Consider the following 18,523-nt stretch of genomic DNA (forward strand, 5'->3'; position numbering starts at 1 on the left):
TTTTTACTTACCACATTTTAGAGAAGTTTTATTCAAACAATAATAAGTGATGTGACGTTTATAATTTGTACTTAAATAAGAAGTTATGAAAACGACAACAGATTTAAAGCATACAGGGAGTCCACAAGGAAATCCAACGTCAGACCGTTCCTTTCACAATGCGAAGGATGATAAGAAACAACAAGGAATAACTAATGGGGGCGGTCAGCGATCAGACCAAACTTCCAATAAGGACAATGATCGAAAACGAGAGAAATAATAAACGAGTTATTTGTGTGAGGATAACATCCCTTTTAAAGAGCCGCCTGCAACATCAGGCGGTTTTTCTTTAACCAGAGGTTTTACATAACTTTGAATTTTATACCTAGCTTCTTAAATGGCAATTAAACACTACCTCATCTTCCCTTTTTTATTTATCACATTATTATGTGCAGGGCAAATAAAGAATAAGTCATACATAAAGTCGCTCTCTGAACCAAATCCATGGGTTGACTCTGTATTTAGCAAACTCAATAAGCGACAAAAAATTGCACAACTGTTTTTCGTAAGAGCACACACAAATTTGGGTAAAGCCTATGAGGATTCTGTTGGCAAAGTGATCAGAAAGGAACACCTCGGTGGAGTAGTTTTTTTTCAGGGAGGCCCTGGAAGGCAGGCTTTACTAACGAACAAATACCAGTCAGATGCGAAAGTACCTTTGCTGATTGCGTCTGATGGTGAATGGGGATTAGGCATGCGATTGGACAGTACTATTTCTTATCCTTATCAAATGGCCTTAGGTGCTGTACAAAACAAAGACTTAATTTACCAGATGGGATTGGAGATAGCTAAAGATTACCGAAGGGTAGGTATTCAGCTTAATCTGGCACCTGATGTAGACGTAAATAACAATGCTAAAAACCCAGTAATTAATTACCGTTCTTTTGGCGAGGATAAGTATAATGTAGCTAACAAAGCCGGGGCATTTATGAAAGGTATGCAGGACGGCGGATTATTGGTGAGTCTTAAACATTTTCCGGGTCACGGCGATACAGACGTAGATTCTCACTATGATTTGCCTCAGCTGAAGTTTAGTAAGGCGAGACTGGACAGCCTTGAGATTTATCCCTTTCGTGAATTGATCAAGGCAGAAGCCGCAGGAGTGATGATAGCACACATGAACATCCCTGCTCTTGACAGCACCCCAAACATGCCATCAACCCTATCACAGCCTATTGTTACTGGAATATTGAAAGCTGAACTTGGATTCAAAGGACTTATCATATCAGATGCTATGGGTATGAAGGGAGTGATTAAATATTTTAAGAATGGGGAGGCTGATGTGATGGCAGTAATTGCCGGTAATGACATTCTGGAGCTCTCTGAAAATAGTGAAAGAGCCATTAGGTTAGTGGCTAAGGCGATACGTCAAAAAAGACTCACAATGGAACGTATTGACGAGAGCGTAAAAAAAATTCTAACTGCAAAATACTGGTCGGGATTAAACAAACGGGACACGATAGTGACGCAAAATGTTGTTCAGGATGTAACACGTCCCGAAAGTTTAAAATTATTGCAGCACCTAGCTGAAGCATCAATGACGGTATTGAGAGGTAAAGCGGTTATTCAAAAGTTGGGCAAAGAAAAAAGAACTGCCATTATTAGTATTGGTACTTCTGGAGTAACTACTTTTCAGCGTAGCCTCGGGGCAGATTACCAAAACTCGGTTTTTTACTCTTTGGATAAAAATGCAAATGCAAATGAGATTGCGAAGGTATTGGCTGGTATACCAGATTTTGAACAGGTTATTATTAGTATACATGACACAAGAATCCGGCCGGGCAACGGAATGGTGCTTAGCCCCGACCTAAAAATGATGATTAGCGACATGGCTAAAAAAGAAGCATCTTTTGTTCTTTTTGCTAATCCGTATAATTTGGCCTCACTGCCTGGTTTGGAAAATAGTAGTGCGCTTCTAGTAGCTTACCAAAAGGAGGATTTTATGCAACAAGCTGCGGCATCTGTATTCAAAAACCAAATTACTGCCACCGGGAAATTACCAGTTACAGTGAATACCTATTTTAAATATGGCGACGGAGAATAACTATTTTGTAGCTTTACTTTTATGCCTCAACAGCCTCTTAAAATTTTACAAGCCTCTGCGGGTTCTGGAAAAACTTTTAGTTTAACAGCACATTACCTCACCTTATTACTTTCTGGAGAAACCAAGTATCGGGAGATTTTGGCAGTTACCTTTACCAATAAGGCTACCGAAGAAATGAAAACCCGCATATTGGAAGTGCTAGAGGGTTTGGCCAAAGGCGATAAGTCAAAAAAAATAGAGGATTACAGGTTATTGGTGTTAAAAGCCCACTCATCTCTTAGTGCGCAAGAGCTGCAGCTGAAGGCTGAAAGGATTTATAGGAAGATATTACATGACTATAGCCGTTTTTCTGTAAGTACCATTGATGGTTTCGTACAAAAGGTAATTCGCGGATTTGCTTTTGAGTTGGGCCTCAATGCAGATTATAGTTTGGAAATGAACTATAACAAAGTAAAAGACGATCTCGTTGCAAAATTAGATGAGGCACTGGACCACAACAAGCAGCTCTTACAATGGATCATTGATCTGGCGATTGAGCGCATAAGCGATAACAAAAGCTGGAATTATAAAACTGAACTCTATAATCTAATCGGTGAGATCTTTACCGAACGTTTCCAGGTTTTTGAACAGGCTGTAGAAGAGTTGGGTACAGACAATATCGATGACCTCTTTAAGAGATATATCGAAGTTACCCGACAGGAGATCAGTAGTTTTGAATCTAAGATTATTGAGTTGGCAAAGGGCATTTTCGAGATTTTTGATAAACATGACGTAAAATTAGATGTATTTAAAGGCAAATCACGAAGTGGACTTGCCAAAATTACTCTGGTTGCTAGGGGAGATTTATCTAAAGTAGAACCCCTATTTAAATACATAGATGAACCCGAGGAATGGTTCCAAAAGAACAACTACCTCGATGCAGTTTATCATGCTGCGAATCCTTTGCTTCGGGAATTGAAGACGCAATACCTTGCTAAATTGCCGGAATACAGTCTTGCTGTAGCCTTTAATAAAAACCTGTATTATTTGCGATTGATGCAGGAAATTGCTGTTTTGCTTAAAAGGTATAGAAGTGAAAACGAAAATTTGCTGATCAGCGATGCCCAGAAACTTATTTCAGAAATAACGAAGGATGCCGGAGATAACCCTTCCTTTATTTGGGAAAAGGTAGGCAACCGCTACAAGAATTTTTTATTTGATGAATTTCAGGACACTTCGACCAGCCAGTGGGGTAGTTTTAAATCTCTGCTCGCAAATGCCATTGCAACTCCAACAGGAAACATGATTGATCACCTAATTGTTGGCGATACCAAACAATCTATTTACAGATGGCGTAATGGTGATTGGAATATTTTACATAAACTCGCTAAGCTCGATATCGGGGTTATTAATGTTTTGGAAGAAAGTTTAGCTGAAAACTATCGCAGTGCTGAGAATATTATAACTTTTAACAACTTCCTTTACCGGTCAATACCTCAAACGTTACAGCAGGAGTTGAATGAAAATATCGCAGTAAGGGCGGATGATATAAGAACTTGGTGGGCAAACGAAAATTATGGGCAAATCATCACAGATATCTATGAAGGCTCAACCCAAAACTTCGCTTCCGGGACGCTGAAGGGCGGTACGGTAAAGATCAAAAGATTTGGTAAGGAAGATTCTCCAAATGAAACAAGATTCACAGAAACAGTGTTCAGGGATTTAGCTTTAAACGACATTGTAGAAGAAATTTTTTATCTAAAAGATCAGCTCCAATATGCCTTGAAAGACATTGCCATATTGGTACGTTCAAATAGCGAAGCTCTTTTAACTGTGAAAACATTGATGGGTTATAATTTGCCGGTTCTATCTGGCGAAGCCTTATTGATTGTAAACAACAAGGCGATTCAGCTAATTATTAACACCCTGCGGATGTTAGTTGGATTAGAATCGCAAATTGCTCTATACAAGGCCAATTGTATTTCGCTCTACCATACGCTCCATGGGAATGAGCCCGAAGCCAGGTACTTCCTGCATCTCAATACCACCCCGCTTTCCGGTTTAGATCAGGTGTTACCTAAAACATTATGTGATAACTGGCAGAGCTGGCTACAATTGCCCTTACCGGAATTGGTAGAAATATTGATTGACAGTTATAAATTGAAGGACCTGCTGGATCATTTGCCATACCTCCTTGCATTTAGGGATCTCTGTGCCCATGCTGGAAAACTAGGTGAAAAAGGAATTATCGCTTTTTTAACCTGGTGGGAAGAAGATGGGGTGCTGAAGTCACTGCCTTCGCCGGAAGGAGCGGATGCCATACAGGTAATTACGATCCACAAGTCCAAGGGTTTGGCATTTAGGGCTGTATTTGTCCCTTTCTGTAACTGGGAAATTAAAGGAAAAGTAAATTCTACTTTTTGGGTGTCATCTGAAGATACTGTATACAAAGAACTTCGGGGTATACCATTACGATATAATGAAGCATTGGCGGATTCGTCCATTGCAAAGGCATATTATGAGGAGTTGTTATACAATAATATGGATGCTTTAAATATGCTTTATGTTGCCACCACTCGCTCCAAGGATTACCTCTACATCGCCACTATGGCTAAAAAAGAAGTAGGTAAGCTGAGCAACATGGGCGACGTACTAAACCATACTTTTGAAAATGATTTTGATGGAAACACCTACGAAATTGTTGAGCACGTGAGCATCAAAAGCAAAATTGAAGAATTGAATTTAATTAAGCTGGATAGTTACCCAACTACATTGCGTTTGGCAGAACTTTATGTGCCCTCTGAAGAAAAGCATTTGAAGCATGTGTTGAATATGGAGCGCTCTGGCAGAAAGGGATCCTTGCTCCACGAAATCTTGGCCAATGCGAGTAACGAAAAACAAGTCAACGTAGTGATTGATAATCTTGTAATCGATGGGGTGATACAGGAGGATGAGCGAAACGGACTAACGATAGAGGTGCTTGAGGTATTAAATAATTCAGATCTGCAACAGATTTTTAGTAGAGGAAAAGACAATATAACTGAGAAAAGTATAATCGATGTAAATGGCAAAATGTACAGACCAGACCGAGTAGTAATTACTAATGAGGAGGTGATTATCCTTGATTACAAGTTTACCATTGAACAAAGTGAAAAGCATATTGAGCAGGTTACTACCTACAAAGGGCTGTTGCTCGCCATGGGTTACAGCAATGTGAAAACCTATTTGTTTTATGCGGTGAGCGGCACTTTAAAATTAGTTTAACAGAATGAAGCCTTTTTTAGAAGAAGTAGCGGAAGATTTAGTGGCGAGGTTTGGCGACAATTTGCAATACTGTGCAATTGTTTTTAATAACAAACGCCCAACATCTTATTTGCAAAAGTATCTTGCGCAATATATAAATAGGCCTTTTTTTAGTCCGTCGTTTTTTACAATTCAAGAATTTTTCGCAGCATCATCTAGTTACAAGGTGTCTGATTTTTACATGCAGTTTTTTACGCTGCATAAAATATATAACGAACTGCTTGCCGAGGAGAGATTGGAGCCGATCAGTAGTTATAAATTTTTCCCGCTGGCAAAGATCATGCTCAGCGATTTTAACCAGCTTGATATTGACCTGGTGGACGCTGGTAAGCTGTACCGTGACCTGGAGGATATATCTGTCATTAATCAGGATTTTGATTACCTGAGTACGGAGCAATATGAATTTTTATCGCAGTTCTGGACCTCGTATTCGGAGGGAAAGCATAAAAAACAACAAGAGCTGTTTATAAAAATGTGGAGACGAATGCCAAAGCTATACCATAAGTTTCATGCATCCCTAAAGGAGCAACAGCACATTACTAATGGCTATGTTTACAGGTTGCTGGCAGAATTGGGCGTAAGTGAGCAAGGTTTTATTAAAAGCTTCGATAAAGGTAAAATTATCTTCATTGGCTTTAATGCCCTGAGTGCTGCCGAGGCTAAAATATTTACACAGCTGCAGGAAGCAGGGAAAGCGTTGTTCTATTTTGACACAGACCCTTATTACCTTGACGATCCGCTACAGGAGGCTGGTCTGTTTTTACGAAAGAATATTAACCAACTTAAATTAATCAATACGTTTGCTAACCGCTCAGGTTTTATGGGTTTCGGAGCCCAGCATGTAGATGTTTATAAAGTTCAGGGTCAATCTGTCCAAGCCAAGATATTGAACACCATGCTGGCGGATGATTACCTTGACAATAAAGAGGTAGGTTCTACAGTAGTTGTGCTTGCAGATGAAAGTTTGCTAATCCCCACACTACAAACTATTCCCTCAGCTTACCATGGTCAGGAAGTAGCCTTAAATGTTACCATGGGATTTGCCTTATCTACCTCCAGTATCTTTGGGTTAACAGATTTATGGCTTAATAGTCAGCTAGAGATTTTGAAGAGTAAAAAGGTAACCTACCAAAATGTAGAAGCATTTTTAACGCACCCTTTGACCGGGTTGAGTCAACGCATGCGAGACAAAATCCAGGCCGCCCTGCTTACTGAAAACCAGGTGGAGATAGCACAAGAACGACTGCTGCGGCAAAGTGGGTTATTTGAAGTCTTTTACAAGGAGATTGGAGGTCCAGAAGAGGTTGTGTCTGGATTATTAGGAATGCTCGATTTTGTGCTTAACAGGCTATCGAACACAAAAGCACTGAAGAAAATTGATGCCGAGCTTTTTGTAAAAACTATTCAGGAATTGAATAGGTTACATGATACCTTTGGCAAGCACATTGGCGGCGAGGACATTACGTTTATAATTTTCCTGGTACAAAAGGCACTTAAATCAGTTGCTGTTCCACTTTCCGGAGATCCTTTGAAAGGGATACAAGTAATGGGTTTATTGGAGACAAGAAATCTGAATTTTGATAAGGTAGTTATTTTAGGTTTTAATGAAGGGATTATACCCAAATCTTCAATAGGCAATAGTTTCATCCCAGATAGCATCAGGCGAGTTTATGGCTTACCTGTTTTGGAGAATCTGGATGCTATCTCTTCTTATATGGTCTACAGATTGATACAAAGGGCTAAAAGCATTAGTTTGGTGTACAACAGTTTAACAGACGAATCTACATCTGGGGAAGCCAGTCGCATTTTAAAGCAGCTGGCTTTTGAGAGCGGCTTCAGCTTTAAATATCATGAGTTGAGTCTCAGTGTTAAGGCTACACCAGCTAAGAGCATTGAAATTGATAAGCATAGTAATGCTTTCATTCGCGAGACTTTGCAACTTTACTTAGATAAAAAGAAAATGTTCTCGCCATCGGCATTAACGCAGTATATCTCCAATCCCATAGATTTCTTCTTTAATTATATTGCCGGAATTAAAGAGCCAAAAGAAGTGAGTACTGTTGTAGAGGCAAATGAAATTGGTTCTATACTTCATAAGGTGATGGAGTATTTTTACCAGGAACTTAAGGATGGGCAAATCACGAAGGAACTGATTGAAATTAGGAGAACTAAAGTTCCCGCGTTGATACAAAAAGCCTTTTCGGCAGTTATGTTCCAAAATCCACAGCTTGTTATCGAATATAAGGGTATGCAGAAAGTAGTTTTGGCGATAGTTGATGCCTACGTCAATGTAATATTAAACCAAGATGAGTCACAGACGCCGTTTACCATTATTAGTCTCGAGCAAAAAGTTGAGGCTGAAGTGTTCTTTCCGTTAAATGGACGTGAAGCAAGCGTAAAAATATTTGGATACATTGACCGGGTTGACGTTAAGGACGGAATCACTAAGATCATTGATTATAAGACTGGTAGTGATAAATTGACATTTAAAGATATCGAAGAACTATTTAATACAGATGGGAAACATATTAATAAAGCCTTGGTTCAAACGTTGCTTTACACCTATGCCTATGAGCAGTTTGCAGGAAAGAACTGTGTTGAACCTAATCTTTATATCGTAAAAACTATGAGCCAGGATGGCGTTTGGTTTAAAACAGGCAGGCAAAATCTAAACGGAGAATTTTTAGAAGAAATTAAGCCTCAGTTTTTGGATGCTTTGCGTAAAAAACTAACTGAATTGTTCGAGGCGCCCTCATTTAAGCCCAGTTTGGTAGAAGATAATTATAAATATTCCATTTACAAGACGTTATTCGGAAAATAGTGTAACACTTTACTTTCAATCAAAATGCATAGATTGATAAAATTGCATATAAAAACAATTTTATCTAAGTTTGCTACAATTAATATTTTCATAGATAATGAGAGAGATTCAATTTAGAGAAGCTTTACGTGAAGCCTTAAGCGAAGAAATGCGCAAGAACGAGAACATTTTTTTGATGGGCGAAGAAGTGGCGCAATACAATGGTGCCTATAAGGTGAGCCAGGGTATGCTGGATGAGTTTGGCGACAAACGCGTTATCGACACGCCTATTGCCGAACTGGGTTTTTCAGGAATAGGAATAGGCGCTGCGATGAATGGATTGATTCCAGTTATTGAGTTCATGACGTTTAACTTCTCTTTGGTTGCTATTGATCAAATTATCAATGCTGCTGCCAAAATATTGTCTATGAGCGGTGGTCAGTTTTCTGTGCCGATTGTATTCCGCGGACCAACAGGTAATGCTGGCCAGCTTGGCGCTCAACACTCTCAAAACTTTGAAAACTGGTTTGCCAACTGTCCCGGTTTAAAGGTAGTTGTTCCTTCTACTCCATACGATGCCAAGGGATTGTTAAAGCAAGCTATACTTGATCCCGATCCAGTTATTTTCATGGAGTCTGAAGTGATGTATGGCGATAAAGGCGAAGTTCCTGAAGGCGAGTATTATTTACCAATAGGAAAAGCTAATGTTGTCAAAGAAGGAACTGATGTAACCATCGTTACTTTTGGAAAAATGCTTACCCGTGTTGTTAACCCAGCAGTTGAGGAATTGACTAAAGAAGGTATTAGTGTTGAAGTGATCGATTTGCGTACTGTACGCCCTATTGATTATCCTGCCATCATTGCCTCAGTTAAGAAAACTAATCGTTTGGTAATTGTAGAGGAAGCTTGGCCTTTAGCGTCTATCTCTTCAGAGATCGCGTTTAATGTGCAAAAGAATGCATTTGATTATCTTGATGCTCCAGTGCTTAGGATTACATGTGCAGACGTTCCTTTACCATATGCACCTACTCTAATTGCCGCTAGTTTGCCAAATGCAGAAAAAGTGGTAAAAGCAGTAAAAGAAGTGCTATACGTAACAAAGTAACAAAGTACTAGGTTATCACATAACAAAAATATAATCCCGCTGGTGAAGGCCTGCGGGATTTTTTATTTACTTTTGGCGCCGTTGCGCCTGAAAATTAAATAAGAAATAAAATGAGTAATTACTCTAAAATTATCGCCACAGAACTTGGCATATCAGAAAAGCAGGTTTCTGCAACTGCTTTGCTATTGGATGATGGTGCTACCGTACCATTTATTTCACGTTACCGTAAAGAAATGACTGGAACGTTGGACGAGGTACAAGTTGCTTCAATCCGCGATCGCATACTTCAGTTGCGGGAACTCGATAAACGTCGCGAAGCCATATTAAAAGCGCTTTCCGCACTTGATAGACTCACTCCAGAAATTGAGGCACAAATCAATGCAGCTATTAATATTGCTACGATAGAAGACATTTACCTACCCTATAAGCCAAAAAGGAAAACGAGAGCTTCTGAAGCTAGAAAAAAAGGACTAGAACCGTTAGCATTAAAACTTCTCGCGCAAGAAAATTCCAATCCTGAAGAACTGGCGAAAGCCTACTTAAATACAGCACTTGAAGTTAATTCCAGTGAAGAGGCATTGCAGGGTGCAAGAGATATTATTGCTGAAATGATCAATGAAAACGTGGATGCGAGAACATCCATGAGGCAATATTTTCAGCAACATGCCATTTTTAAATCTACCCTGATTAAAGGTAAAGACGAAGAGGGCGCTAAATACAAAGATTATTTCAACTGGGAAGAGCCTCTAAAAGCGGTGCCTTCTCATCGCTTGCTAGCCATTAGGAGAGCTGAAAATGAAAACGTGCTTAAAGTGGATACTTTGCCTTCCGAAGAAGGGGCAATAGTTTTACTGGAGAAGCAATTCATAAAGAATGGAAGTCAGAGTGCAAAGCAGGTCAAACTTGCAGTCTATGATAGCTATAAAAGGCTGCTGGGACCGGCGATGGAAACAGAAGTTCGCGGAATTTCAAAAGAAAAAGCCGATGAAGAAGCCATTCGGGTATTTGCTGAAAATGCAAGACAACTTCTTTTAGCCGCCCCCATGGGAGAGAAAAACGTGATGGGAATTGATCCGGGTTTTCGTACAGGATGCAAGGTAGTTTGTCTTGATGCTCAAGGCAAATTGCTAGAAAATACCACCATCTATCCGCACAGTGGAAACAGGGCAGCTAAAGATTCAGCAACAATTATTAATAATTTAATTTCTGAATATAAAATTGAAGCAGTTGCCATCGGCAATGGCACAGCGGGACGAGAAACAGAATCATTTTTAAGAGGATTGGTACTGCCCGATGTGCTGATTGTTATGGTTAACGAAAATGGTGCATCTGTCTATTCGGCGTCTGATGTGGCACGTGAAGAATTTCCTAAGCAAGACATTACTGTTCGTGGAGCGGTTTCTATTGGCCGCCGCCTAATGGATCCACTTGCAGAACTTGTAAAAATTGACCCCAAATCCATCGGTGTGGGTCAATACCAGCACGATGTAGATCAAACCAAACTACAGGCATCTCTTGATGATACAGTAATGAGTTGTGTTAATGCAGTTGGCGTTGAGCTCAATACAGCCTCAAAGCAAATATTAGCCTATGTTTCTGGATTAGGACCTCAGCTAGCGCAAAATATCATCAATTATCGCAATGAAAACGGCGCGTTTAAAACACGCGAAAGTTTAAGAAAGGTTCCTAGACTTGGAGATAAGGCTTTTGAGCAGGCGGCGGGCTTTTTAAGAATCAGGAATGCAGAACATGCTCTTGATACCAGTGCAGTCCATCCCGAAAGATATCCATTGGTAAATAAAATGGCCAGGGATCTTAACTGTAGTGTGTCACAACTAATGAAGGATGCAGATTTGCGCAAACAGATTAAACTTCAGCAATATGTAAGCGATGAGATTGGATTGCCTACATTAAACGATATTTTATCAGAATTGGCCAAACCTGGCAGAGATCCCAGGGATCAATTTGAAGCTTTTAGCTTTACAGATGGAGTAAATGCAATTGCTGATTTAAAGATTGGTATGAAACTTCCCGGTATTGTTACGAACATTACCAATTTTGGGGCTTTTGTTGATATTGGTGTTCATCAGGACGGACTTGTTCATACCAGTCAGCTCTCAAATAAATTTGTTTCTAATGCAAATGAAGTTGTTAAGGTGCATCAGAAAGTTGAGGTTACTGTTGTTGAGGTTGATGTGGCGAGAAAAAGAATCTCTCTTTCTATGAAAACAGAAGCTGCAGCGCCAAAACAAAAGCAGGAGCAAAGGACACCTGCTGGGAAATCGAAGAATCCTGGTAGAGTCCAACGGCCGGAACAGAATAGGCAGCCTGCTAAACAGCAAAATCCAAAGGCTGTTCATAAAGAGAAAAAAAATGCGGATGGTGATCTGCAATTAAAACTGGAGGCTTTAAAAAATATGTTTAAATAAAAAATGGGGCAATTGCCCCATTTTTTATAATTCGATTTGTCTTCTTATACTTTCTTCCAGGGAAATCAATGTTTCGGTTCTTTGAATCCCTGGAACAGCCTGAATCTCCTCATTTAATACATGTCTTAGGTGACTTGTATCCCGGCAAATAATCTTTGCAAACATACTGTATGAGCCTGTAGTGTAGTGAAGTTCTACAACTTCCTTTATTTTACTTAACTGTGCTACCGCATCTTTATATTGGATTCCTTTTTCCAGGTAGATACCTAAAAAAGCACAAATGTCATAACCTGCTTTTTGAGGATCGATGATGAGGTGAGAGCCCTTAATGATCCCCATTTCATGCAATTTTTTCATTCTCACGTGTATCGTTCCCCCTGAAACTATCAAATCTTTAGCGATTTCCGTATAGGGTTTTGTGGCATCCAGCATCAATTGTTTGAGGATGTCAATATCTAGGTTATCAATTTCTAAATTTTGGTTTTCTTTTTTAAGCATCATTTTAATATTTGGTAACTAATATCAAATTTAATTATTAATATTATAAAAATAAAATTAAATGTTTAAAATATTTGCAACGTTAATAGCTTGTTGTTACATTTGTATCAAGAAAGTAATAAAAAATAGTTCTTTAACACATGCTTATACTCTGTAGGGTGGTGAAACTGGCAGACGCACCTCCTTGTCTCGGTGGTGGAGAATTGGGAAACCCGTAAGGGCTAACTACTCCTTGAAGGTTCGATTCCTTCCCCTACAGCAAATAAATAGCAGGATGCTGTTTATAAAGATCGTTCTTTATATAATGTTGGGTGGTGAAATTGGCAGACACGCCTTCTTGTCTCGGTGGTGGGGACTAATGGATAAACGCAGTTTATGGGTTGACCACAAATTAATTTTTGAACTGTAGCTAACTACCCCTTGAAGGTTCGACTCCTTCCCCAACAGCCAGTTTTTTTATGAATAATAAGTTAGTTAAAATCGAGTGACCCCGGATAGGGCCACTCTTTTTTATGCTCTATTTTTTAAGCTTTTTCAGCAGTAATTCAGGTTCATTCGTAGTGATGTATTCAACAGATTCGCTTAAAAGCCAATCCATTGCGGCCTCGTCATTTACCGTCCAGACGTTGGTAATTAGCTTATTGGCTTTCGCTTCCTTTATCCATTCTGGGTTTTGCTTTAACACCTTTAGGTTATAGTCTAAGCCGCTAATCCCATCCGCCACTAGCTCAGCCGGTGTTTTGTCGCCATTTAAGTATTGTACCTTTGCCTTGGGGGCAATTTTTATCATTTCCTTACAGATTTCATAGTCAAAACTGATGTAGTCTACTTTCGATTCCGCCTTAAGGCTCTTTACCATTTCCAATACCTTATGAGATAAAGCAATCCCTCGCTCTTTATTGATCGCTGATGGTTTTATTTCTAACACCAGGCGCGTTTTCTTTTGCTTTATACCAGCAAGGAGATAATCTTTAAGCTTGGGGAAAGCTTCCCCATTTTCCAGTTTCAAAGCAGATAATATTTCTGAGGAGGTTCTCTCGATAGGCAAGCCTTGAATATTGGCGTCATGGTTGATGAATAGCACAGAATCGGCAGACATATGTACATCAAACTCACTTCCAGCGCAACCCATTTTTATAGCAGCTTTTAAAGATGCGATTGAATTTTCAGGGGCACCTGTATTCTTCCATGCACCGCGATGTGCCACTACTTTAGTTTGGCTAAACGCCTCACCAGTTAATACGATTAGAAACATTGCCGCGGGTACTAAGATTTTTTTCATAATGTGATAATAGAGATATTAAATAACACCGAAGATATGTATCGTATGTTACATAAATTATATTTGTATGTTAACAAAAAAGAGCGCCTAAAAAGATGCCCTTTAAATTAGCAATCACAAAGGTTATTTTTTTTCAGCACTATATTTATCACTGAATTTTTTGTCTAATTGTTTGTGTAAATTGTCCAGGTTGATATCTCTTCCCTGTATAAATGCTTTTTCCACCTTGTTTGTCTTCATATCCAATGCATCTCCAGCAGAGATGAGTAGAGTAGCATCCTTTCCAATTTCTAAACTACCAGTCGTTTTATCTATCCCCAAAACTCTAGCAGTATTCAGTGTAATCGTCTGCAGTGCTTTTTCCTTATCCAGGCCCCATGCAGCAACGGTTCCAGCCATAAAAGGAAGATTTCTTTGCTGCCAGTAGCCGTCTATGCTTACCACAACCTCAATCCCTGAATTGGCAAGCAGGCCAGCATTTTTGTAAGGCATATTTACATCATCATCGTTGTTATTTGGCAAAGCATGTGGTTGTTTCACAACAACAGCAATCCCATTTTCTTTTAAAAACGGGATGATTAAGTATGCTTCGTCACCGCCAACAATGACAGGTGTTATGCCGTATTTTTTGGCAAATTTAATGGCATCAGTGATGTCTTTCTGGGAATCCGCAGTAATAAAGAGCTTTTCTTTTCCATCAAAAAGGTGCCTCATTGCTGCCAATCGAGAATTTGTAACTGTTGGTTTATCCGTTTCAGCATAAGCTTTCGCTTCAGCAAATAGCTGATCCAGCTCATTAATTAATGCTTGTGTACGTTCCTGAAGGGCGTCAAGGCTTCCTCCAGAGGCTCTTCCAAACCCACCCCTAAAGCTAGGTGTAACAGGCCAGGTCATATGTTGGGCATCATCTTTTTTAATTGCTGCGTCTTCCCAGTTCCAGGCATCTAGTTGGACAACTGATGAACTTCCTGAAATGGTTCCTCCCTGCGGGGTCACTTGTGCCATTAAGATCCCATTACTTCGTAATGTTGCAGGTACTTTTGAATCGGTATTATAAGCCACTAACGAGCGAATGTGCGGATTGAAATTACCGATCTCCTCAAAATCAAGTGTAGCTTTTACAGATTCAAACTCCGTTAATCCTAAATTGGTAACCGGTGCGATAAAACCGGGGTAAACATGTTTACCATTCGCCGTGATCACATTGATGCCCGTTAAATCGAACTTTGCTACTGTGGCATCTCCTACGGCAATTATCTTTCCTTTATCAAAGATCAAGTAGCCATTTTCAATTACGTGTCCATTACCCAGATGCAGCTTTGCACCCATAATTGCCGTCTTTTTGTCTTGGGCTTTAGCAGGATAAATGTTTGCCTGCGCAAAAGCACCAAGTCCCAATCCCACTAGGAGTAGGGTTAAAATATATTTATTCATGAGAATGGTTCCTTTCTAGTTCATTTAATCCTGCAGAATAGTCTTCAAGTGTTTCACAGTTATATAGTCGCGGTGCATCTCCAAGCGGGCGTTGTGTTTTAACGCCATTTTTTTTGCTGTCTAACATTTTTTGAATCAGTCTTTTGCGTTCTGTCTTTTGATCCTTTCTTACTTGTGCATCACGTTCCATATCCCAATATGCAATGCCATCCACAAAGGTTTTTTCAGCCTTCGCATAAATGGATAGCGGGTTGTCAGACCAAACAACGAGGTCCGCGTCCTTTCCTAACTTTAAACTGCCAACTTTATTGTCAATGTGAAGCATTTTTGCGGGGTTAAGTGTAACAAACTTAAGTGCGTCTTCTTCAGGGACGCCGCCATACAGGACGGCCTTTCCAGCCTCCTGATTTAGTCTCCTCGCCATTTCGGCATCATCTGAGTTGAAAGCGGTAGTGATACCTACATTATGCATGATTTTACCATTATATGGAATGGCCTCTGCAACTTCTATTTTGTAGGCCCACCAATCAGAGAAGGTAGATGCATTAATTCCACGTGCTTTCATTTTATCGGCTACTTTGTAGCCTTCAAGAATGTGTGTAAAGGTGTTGATCTTGAATCCAAGGCTATCTGCTACATTCATGAGCATGTTGATCTCAGATTGCACATAGGAGTGGCAAGTAATAAAGCGCTTATTGTCCAGGATTTCTACGATAGCATCAAGTTCCAAATCTTTGCGTACACTATTACCTTTAACAGATAGTGCGGCTTTATATTCCTTCGCACGCGTAAATTCATCGACAAACGATTGTTCTACACCCATCCTGGTTACCGGAAAGCGCATTCCTGTGCCAAAATTGCTTTGCTTAACATTTTCTCCCAGGGCGAACTTAATGAAACCATCAGCCCCCGCAAACTTCAGTTCTTCAGGTAGCTTTCCCCAACGTAATTTAATCAGCTGAGATTGTCCGCCAACAGGATTGGCTGAGCCGTGTAAAATATGAGAAGTAGTTACCCCGCCAGCCAGCTGACGATAAATATTTACGTCTTCAGAATTGATCACATCTGCAATCCTAACTTCAGCGGAAGAGGATTGCGCTCCTTCATTAATTCCTCCCGCACCGGCGATATGTGAGTGTTCATCAACTATACCCGGTGTAATGTGTTTGCCTGTTGCGTCAATAACTTTTGCATTTCCCGCACTTAGGTTTTTACCAACTGCTTTAATTTTGCCATTTTCAATTAATACATCTGCATTTTGCAAAATCCCCTCTTTCTCGTTTGTCCAAACCGTTGCGTTTTTTAATAGAATGGTTTCCTGGGTTGGCGCTGTGGCAGCTCCAAAGGCAGAAAATGGATAGATCAACTGACCCATGACTACAGGTTTTTTAGGCTCTGTTTTTTTTGCAATCGACTTATTTAAGCTGTCCTTAGGAATGGTAACATTCCCGGAAGCATCTTTTTTAACTAAGATAAAGCGCTTGCCCTGTACCCAGTTTTCTTCAATAACATTGGTTTTTTTAAATAGGCTATCAGAAGTAATCAGGAAGTTGGCAAGTTTGCCTTTTTCCAGGGTGCCTACCTTATCTGAAATACCGATCATACCTGCAGGAATTTCCGTAATAGATAACAAAGCTTGCTTCTCTGTGAGACCGTTTTCGATAGCTGCGCGGATATTCGTCCAGAAGTCCTTTACATTGTCCAACCCAAAAGCTGTCAACGAGAATTTTATCCCAGCTTTCTCCAAAACAGCGGGGTTGGTAGGAGCAAGTTCCCAGGCTTTCATTTGTGCAAGGGTAATATTTCTCGCCTCTATAGAATCTTCTACTTCATAGGCTTTGGCGAAATTGATTGGGACGATCAAACTGGCTCCAGTAGCTTTTATGGCATCTATACGCTGGTATTCATCTCCTCCAGATTTGATGATGTATTGCTTACTGAACTCTTTTCCAATTTTGTCTGCCCGCAATACATTTTGCCATCCGTCAACCTCAAATAGTTGAGGAATATTTTGCTGGGTATTGAATTCGGCTAAAGAAATGTTGTATTCTTCTTTCTGTTTGCCATACCATTGGGCATCATAATAAGTTTGACGTAGTAAGGCGATGGAACCCATTAGTGATGTAGGGTAGTCATTTTGAGACGTTCCTTTATTAAATGAGTAGTTTGCAGATGCTTTAGCATTTAGCATGGTACTGTTTTCTTTTTCGTCACTAAGTGTTACCGCGGCAGATGTTCCTCTGGCAATGCCATCCCGGTTAATTGCATTAACACTACCAAAGCCAACCTTTCGCAATTCTTCGGCTTGTTTTGTGTCGGCAGTAAATATGGCACTTACCTGCGTTTCCGGTCTGATCGCTTCGTTCCATCCATATGCCCCTTTCTTGGTAGAGGTGAAGATGGATTGACGCGCGCCACCGCCAAAACCACGAGCCAGTACAGGCGCTGTTGAGGGTAAGCCGTAAGAAGTAAAGGCATCAACGAGCGAAGGGTAAATGAATTTTCCCTTCAGATCAATAACCACATATCCTTTGGGTATGGTGGTACCCGTACCTGCAGATTGAATGGTTTGGCCTTTTACTAGCAACGTGCCATTTTTGATGGTTTGGTTTACGCTGACTACAATGTTTGCATTTATAAAGGCAAATAACCCCTGTCTAATATCATAAGAACCATTAACGGGGTAGGTTTGCTGGGCAAACATTAGTGTAGCAGAAAACACCAAAGCCAAGCTGAGTAGAATTTTCTTCATAAGATTTAGTTAAGTCTTTAAATCTATCACAAAAAAAGTAGGGATTAAGATTATAACACCATTTTTACTCGATTTTGCCGTTTATTTTGAGGAAATGTGAAAATTTTTGTCCAATAAATGCTGAGTAAACTCAAATTAATGGCTTTGATCTACCCTTAGCCAACCAGTAATGCTCAGTCTCGATTTGTGAGTTACCAGCACCTCGTGCTCCAGCTCATCGCTTTGAAAAAATACCCCTTTGCCATTAGTTGGCGCTATATTCTCTAACCAATCAGCATGATGTATCCTAAGTTCACCTCCATCAGCAGCTGTCCAATCTTCATTCAGGTAAATAATGACGGAGTATTTTCTGGCCGTATTGTTTTTAAACTGATCTAAATGCTTTTTATAGAAATGGCCTTTCTCATACAGCGTATAGTGAAACTCGTAGCCAGTGATGCCGGTATAACAGGTGCTGTTGAGTTCATAAACCAGTTGATCTATTAAATCGAAGAAAGAATTTTCATACGCATTGTTGTGTTTCCTGTCCAGCCAATAAATCTTATCTCCCCTTACTTTTTTGTCATGAGATACCACTGTCGCATTGCCAGTGCCCGCCGCTAAAAGCAGATGACCATGGTTTAGGGCGTGTAGTCTTTTTTGTAAGCCCGTAGATAGATTTTTGCTTAGAAAGTTATTCGAAATGCCAACACGATTTTCAATAAAAGTATCTATCAGGCCACTAATTTTGTTTTCCAATTGAAAAATTGAGCACTATGAAACTGATTATTGGCAAGGTAATCTAAAAAACAGCTAATAATTTGTTAAATAGTAACTGGTCTTTTATAATTTAAGCTCTAAATACTTATTTTAGTTGAA

General features: G+C 39.8%; 11 protein-coding genes and 2 tRNA genes. 8 read left to right on the forward strand and 5 right to left on the reverse strand.

Annotated features, from left to right (window positions below; translation table 11 throughout):
• Positions 1-85: 85 nt before the first annotated feature.
• From ACXZ1K_RS04080 to ACXZ1K_RS04105, 6 genes are all read left to right on the forward strand, one after another.
• Entirely contained in the window at positions 86-259 is a 174-nt protein-coding gene (locus tag ACXZ1K_RS04080) for a hypothetical protein (protein WP_458972105.1), read from the forward strand.
• A 117-nt stretch (positions 260-376) separates the two neighbouring features.
• Positions 377-2,083 (forward strand): glycoside hydrolase family 3 protein, encoded by a 1,707-nt coding sequence (locus ACXZ1K_RS04085; RefSeq protein ID WP_458972106.1) that lies wholly within the window; start codon positions 377-379, stop codon positions 2,081-2,083.
• A gap of 21 nt (positions 2,084-2,104) precedes the next feature.
• Positions 2,105-5,326, forward strand: a complete 3,222-nt coding sequence (locus ACXZ1K_RS04090; RefSeq protein ID WP_458972107.1) for a UvrD-helicase domain-containing protein — start codon at positions 2,105-2,107, stop codon at positions 5,324-5,326.
• A gap of 4 nt (positions 5,327-5,330) precedes the next feature.
• Positions 5,331-8,186 carry a PD-(D/E)XK nuclease family protein gene (locus ACXZ1K_RS04095; RefSeq protein WP_458972108.1) on the forward strand — a complete coding sequence of 952 codons (2,856 nt, stop codon included), beginning with the start codon at positions 5,331-5,333 and terminating at the stop codon, positions 8,184-8,186.
• Positions 8,187-8,283: 97 nt separating this feature from the next.
• Positions 8,284-9,270: a pyruvate dehydrogenase complex E1 component subunit beta gene (locus tag ACXZ1K_RS04100; protein WP_458972109.1), complete on the forward strand. Its 987-nt coding sequence runs from the start codon at positions 8,284-8,286 to the stop codon at positions 9,268-9,270.
• A 110-nt stretch (positions 9,271-9,380) separates the two neighbouring features.
• Positions 9,381-11,699 carry a Tex family protein gene (locus tag ACXZ1K_RS04105; protein WP_458972110.1) on the forward strand — a complete coding sequence of 773 codons (2,319 nt, stop codon included), beginning with the start codon at positions 9,381-9,383 and terminating at the stop codon, positions 11,697-11,699.
• A 24-nt stretch (positions 11,700-11,723) separates the two neighbouring features.
• Here ACXZ1K_RS04105 and ACXZ1K_RS04110 read toward each other — a convergent pair whose 3' ends face one another.
• Positions 11,724-12,197 (reverse strand): Lrp/AsnC ligand binding domain-containing protein, encoded by a 474-nt coding sequence (locus ACXZ1K_RS04110; protein ID WP_458973232.1) that lies wholly within the window; start codon positions 12,195-12,197, stop codon positions 11,724-11,726.
• Between the two features lie 152 nt (positions 12,198-12,349).
• Between ACXZ1K_RS04110 and ACXZ1K_RS04115 the strand changes: the two genes are divergently transcribed.
• Positions 12,350-12,456 (forward strand) — tRNA-Asp (locus ACXZ1K_RS04115).
• Positions 12,457-12,502: 46 nt separating this feature from the next.
• Positions 12,503-12,647, forward strand: a tRNA-Asp gene (locus tag ACXZ1K_RS04120).
• A 67-nt stretch (positions 12,648-12,714) separates the two neighbouring features.
• Here ACXZ1K_RS04120 and ACXZ1K_RS04125 read toward each other — a convergent pair.
• From ACXZ1K_RS04125 to ACXZ1K_RS04140, 4 genes are all read right to left on the reverse strand, one after another.
• The gene (locus ACXZ1K_RS04125; RefSeq protein ID WP_458972111.1) at positions 12,715-13,479 is read right to left on the reverse strand and encodes a glycerophosphodiester phosphodiesterase; all 765 of its coding nucleotides are present in this window, start codon (positions 13,477-13,479) and stop codon (positions 12,715-12,717) included.
• A gap of 123 nt (positions 13,480-13,602) precedes the next feature.
• Positions 13,603-14,913: an amidohydrolase family protein gene (locus tag ACXZ1K_RS04130; RefSeq protein ID WP_458972112.1), complete on the reverse strand. Its 1,311-nt coding sequence runs from the start codon at positions 14,911-14,913 to the stop codon at positions 13,603-13,605.
• Positions 14,906-17,665, reverse strand: coding sequence for an amidohydrolase family protein (locus ACXZ1K_RS04135; RefSeq protein ID WP_458972113.1), 2,760 nt, complete (start codon positions 17,663-17,665; stop codon positions 14,906-14,908). Before ACXZ1K_RS04135 ends, ACXZ1K_RS04130 begins: the two co-directional genes overlap by 8 nt.
• 135 nt (positions 17,666-17,800) lie before the next feature.
• Positions 17,801-18,403 carry a 2OG-Fe(II) oxygenase gene (locus tag ACXZ1K_RS04140; RefSeq protein WP_458972114.1) on the reverse strand — a complete coding sequence of 201 codons (603 nt, stop codon included), beginning with the start codon at positions 18,401-18,403 and terminating at the stop codon, positions 17,801-17,803.
• Positions 18,404-18,523: the final 120 nt, after the last annotated feature.

The organism is Pedobacter jaeyakensis (assembly GCF_054461315.1).

Bases quoted from the DNA above. Each gene is read 5' to 3' on its own strand.
- ACXZ1K_RS04080 (WP_458972105.1), top strand. From the start codon at position 86: ATGAAAACGACAACAGATTTAAAGCATACAGGGAGTCCACAAGGAAAT.
- ACXZ1K_RS04085 (WP_458972106.1), top strand. From the start codon at position 377: ATGGCAATTAAACACTACCTCATCTTCCCTTTTTTATTTATCACATTA.
- ACXZ1K_RS04090 (WP_458972107.1), top strand. From the start codon at position 2,105: ATGCCTCAACAGCCTCTTAAAATTTTACAAGCCTCTGCGGGTTCTGGA.
- ACXZ1K_RS04095 (WP_458972108.1), top strand. From the start codon at position 5,331: ATGAAGCCTTTTTTAGAAGAAGTAGCGGAAGATTTAGTGGCGAGGTTT.
- ACXZ1K_RS04100 (WP_458972109.1), top strand. From the start codon at position 8,284: ATGAGAGAGATTCAATTTAGAGAAGCTTTACGTGAAGCCTTAAGCGAA.
- ACXZ1K_RS04105 (WP_458972110.1), top strand. From the start codon at position 9,381: ATGAGTAATTACTCTAAAATTATCGCCACAGAACTTGGCATATCAGAA.
- ACXZ1K_RS04110 (WP_458973232.1), bottom strand. From the start codon at position 12,197: ATGCTTAAAAAAGAAAACCAAAATTTAGAAATTGATAACCTAGATATT.
- ACXZ1K_RS04125 (WP_458972111.1), bottom strand. From the start codon at position 13,479: ATGAAAAAAATCTTAGTACCCGCGGCAATGTTTCTAATCGTATTAACT.
- ACXZ1K_RS04130 (WP_458972112.1), bottom strand. From the start codon at position 14,913: ATGAATAAATATATTTTAACCCTACTCCTAGTGGGATTGGGACTTGGT.
- ACXZ1K_RS04135 (WP_458972113.1), bottom strand. From the start codon at position 17,665: ATGAAGAAAATTCTACTCAGCTTGGCTTTGGTGTTTTCTGCTACACTA.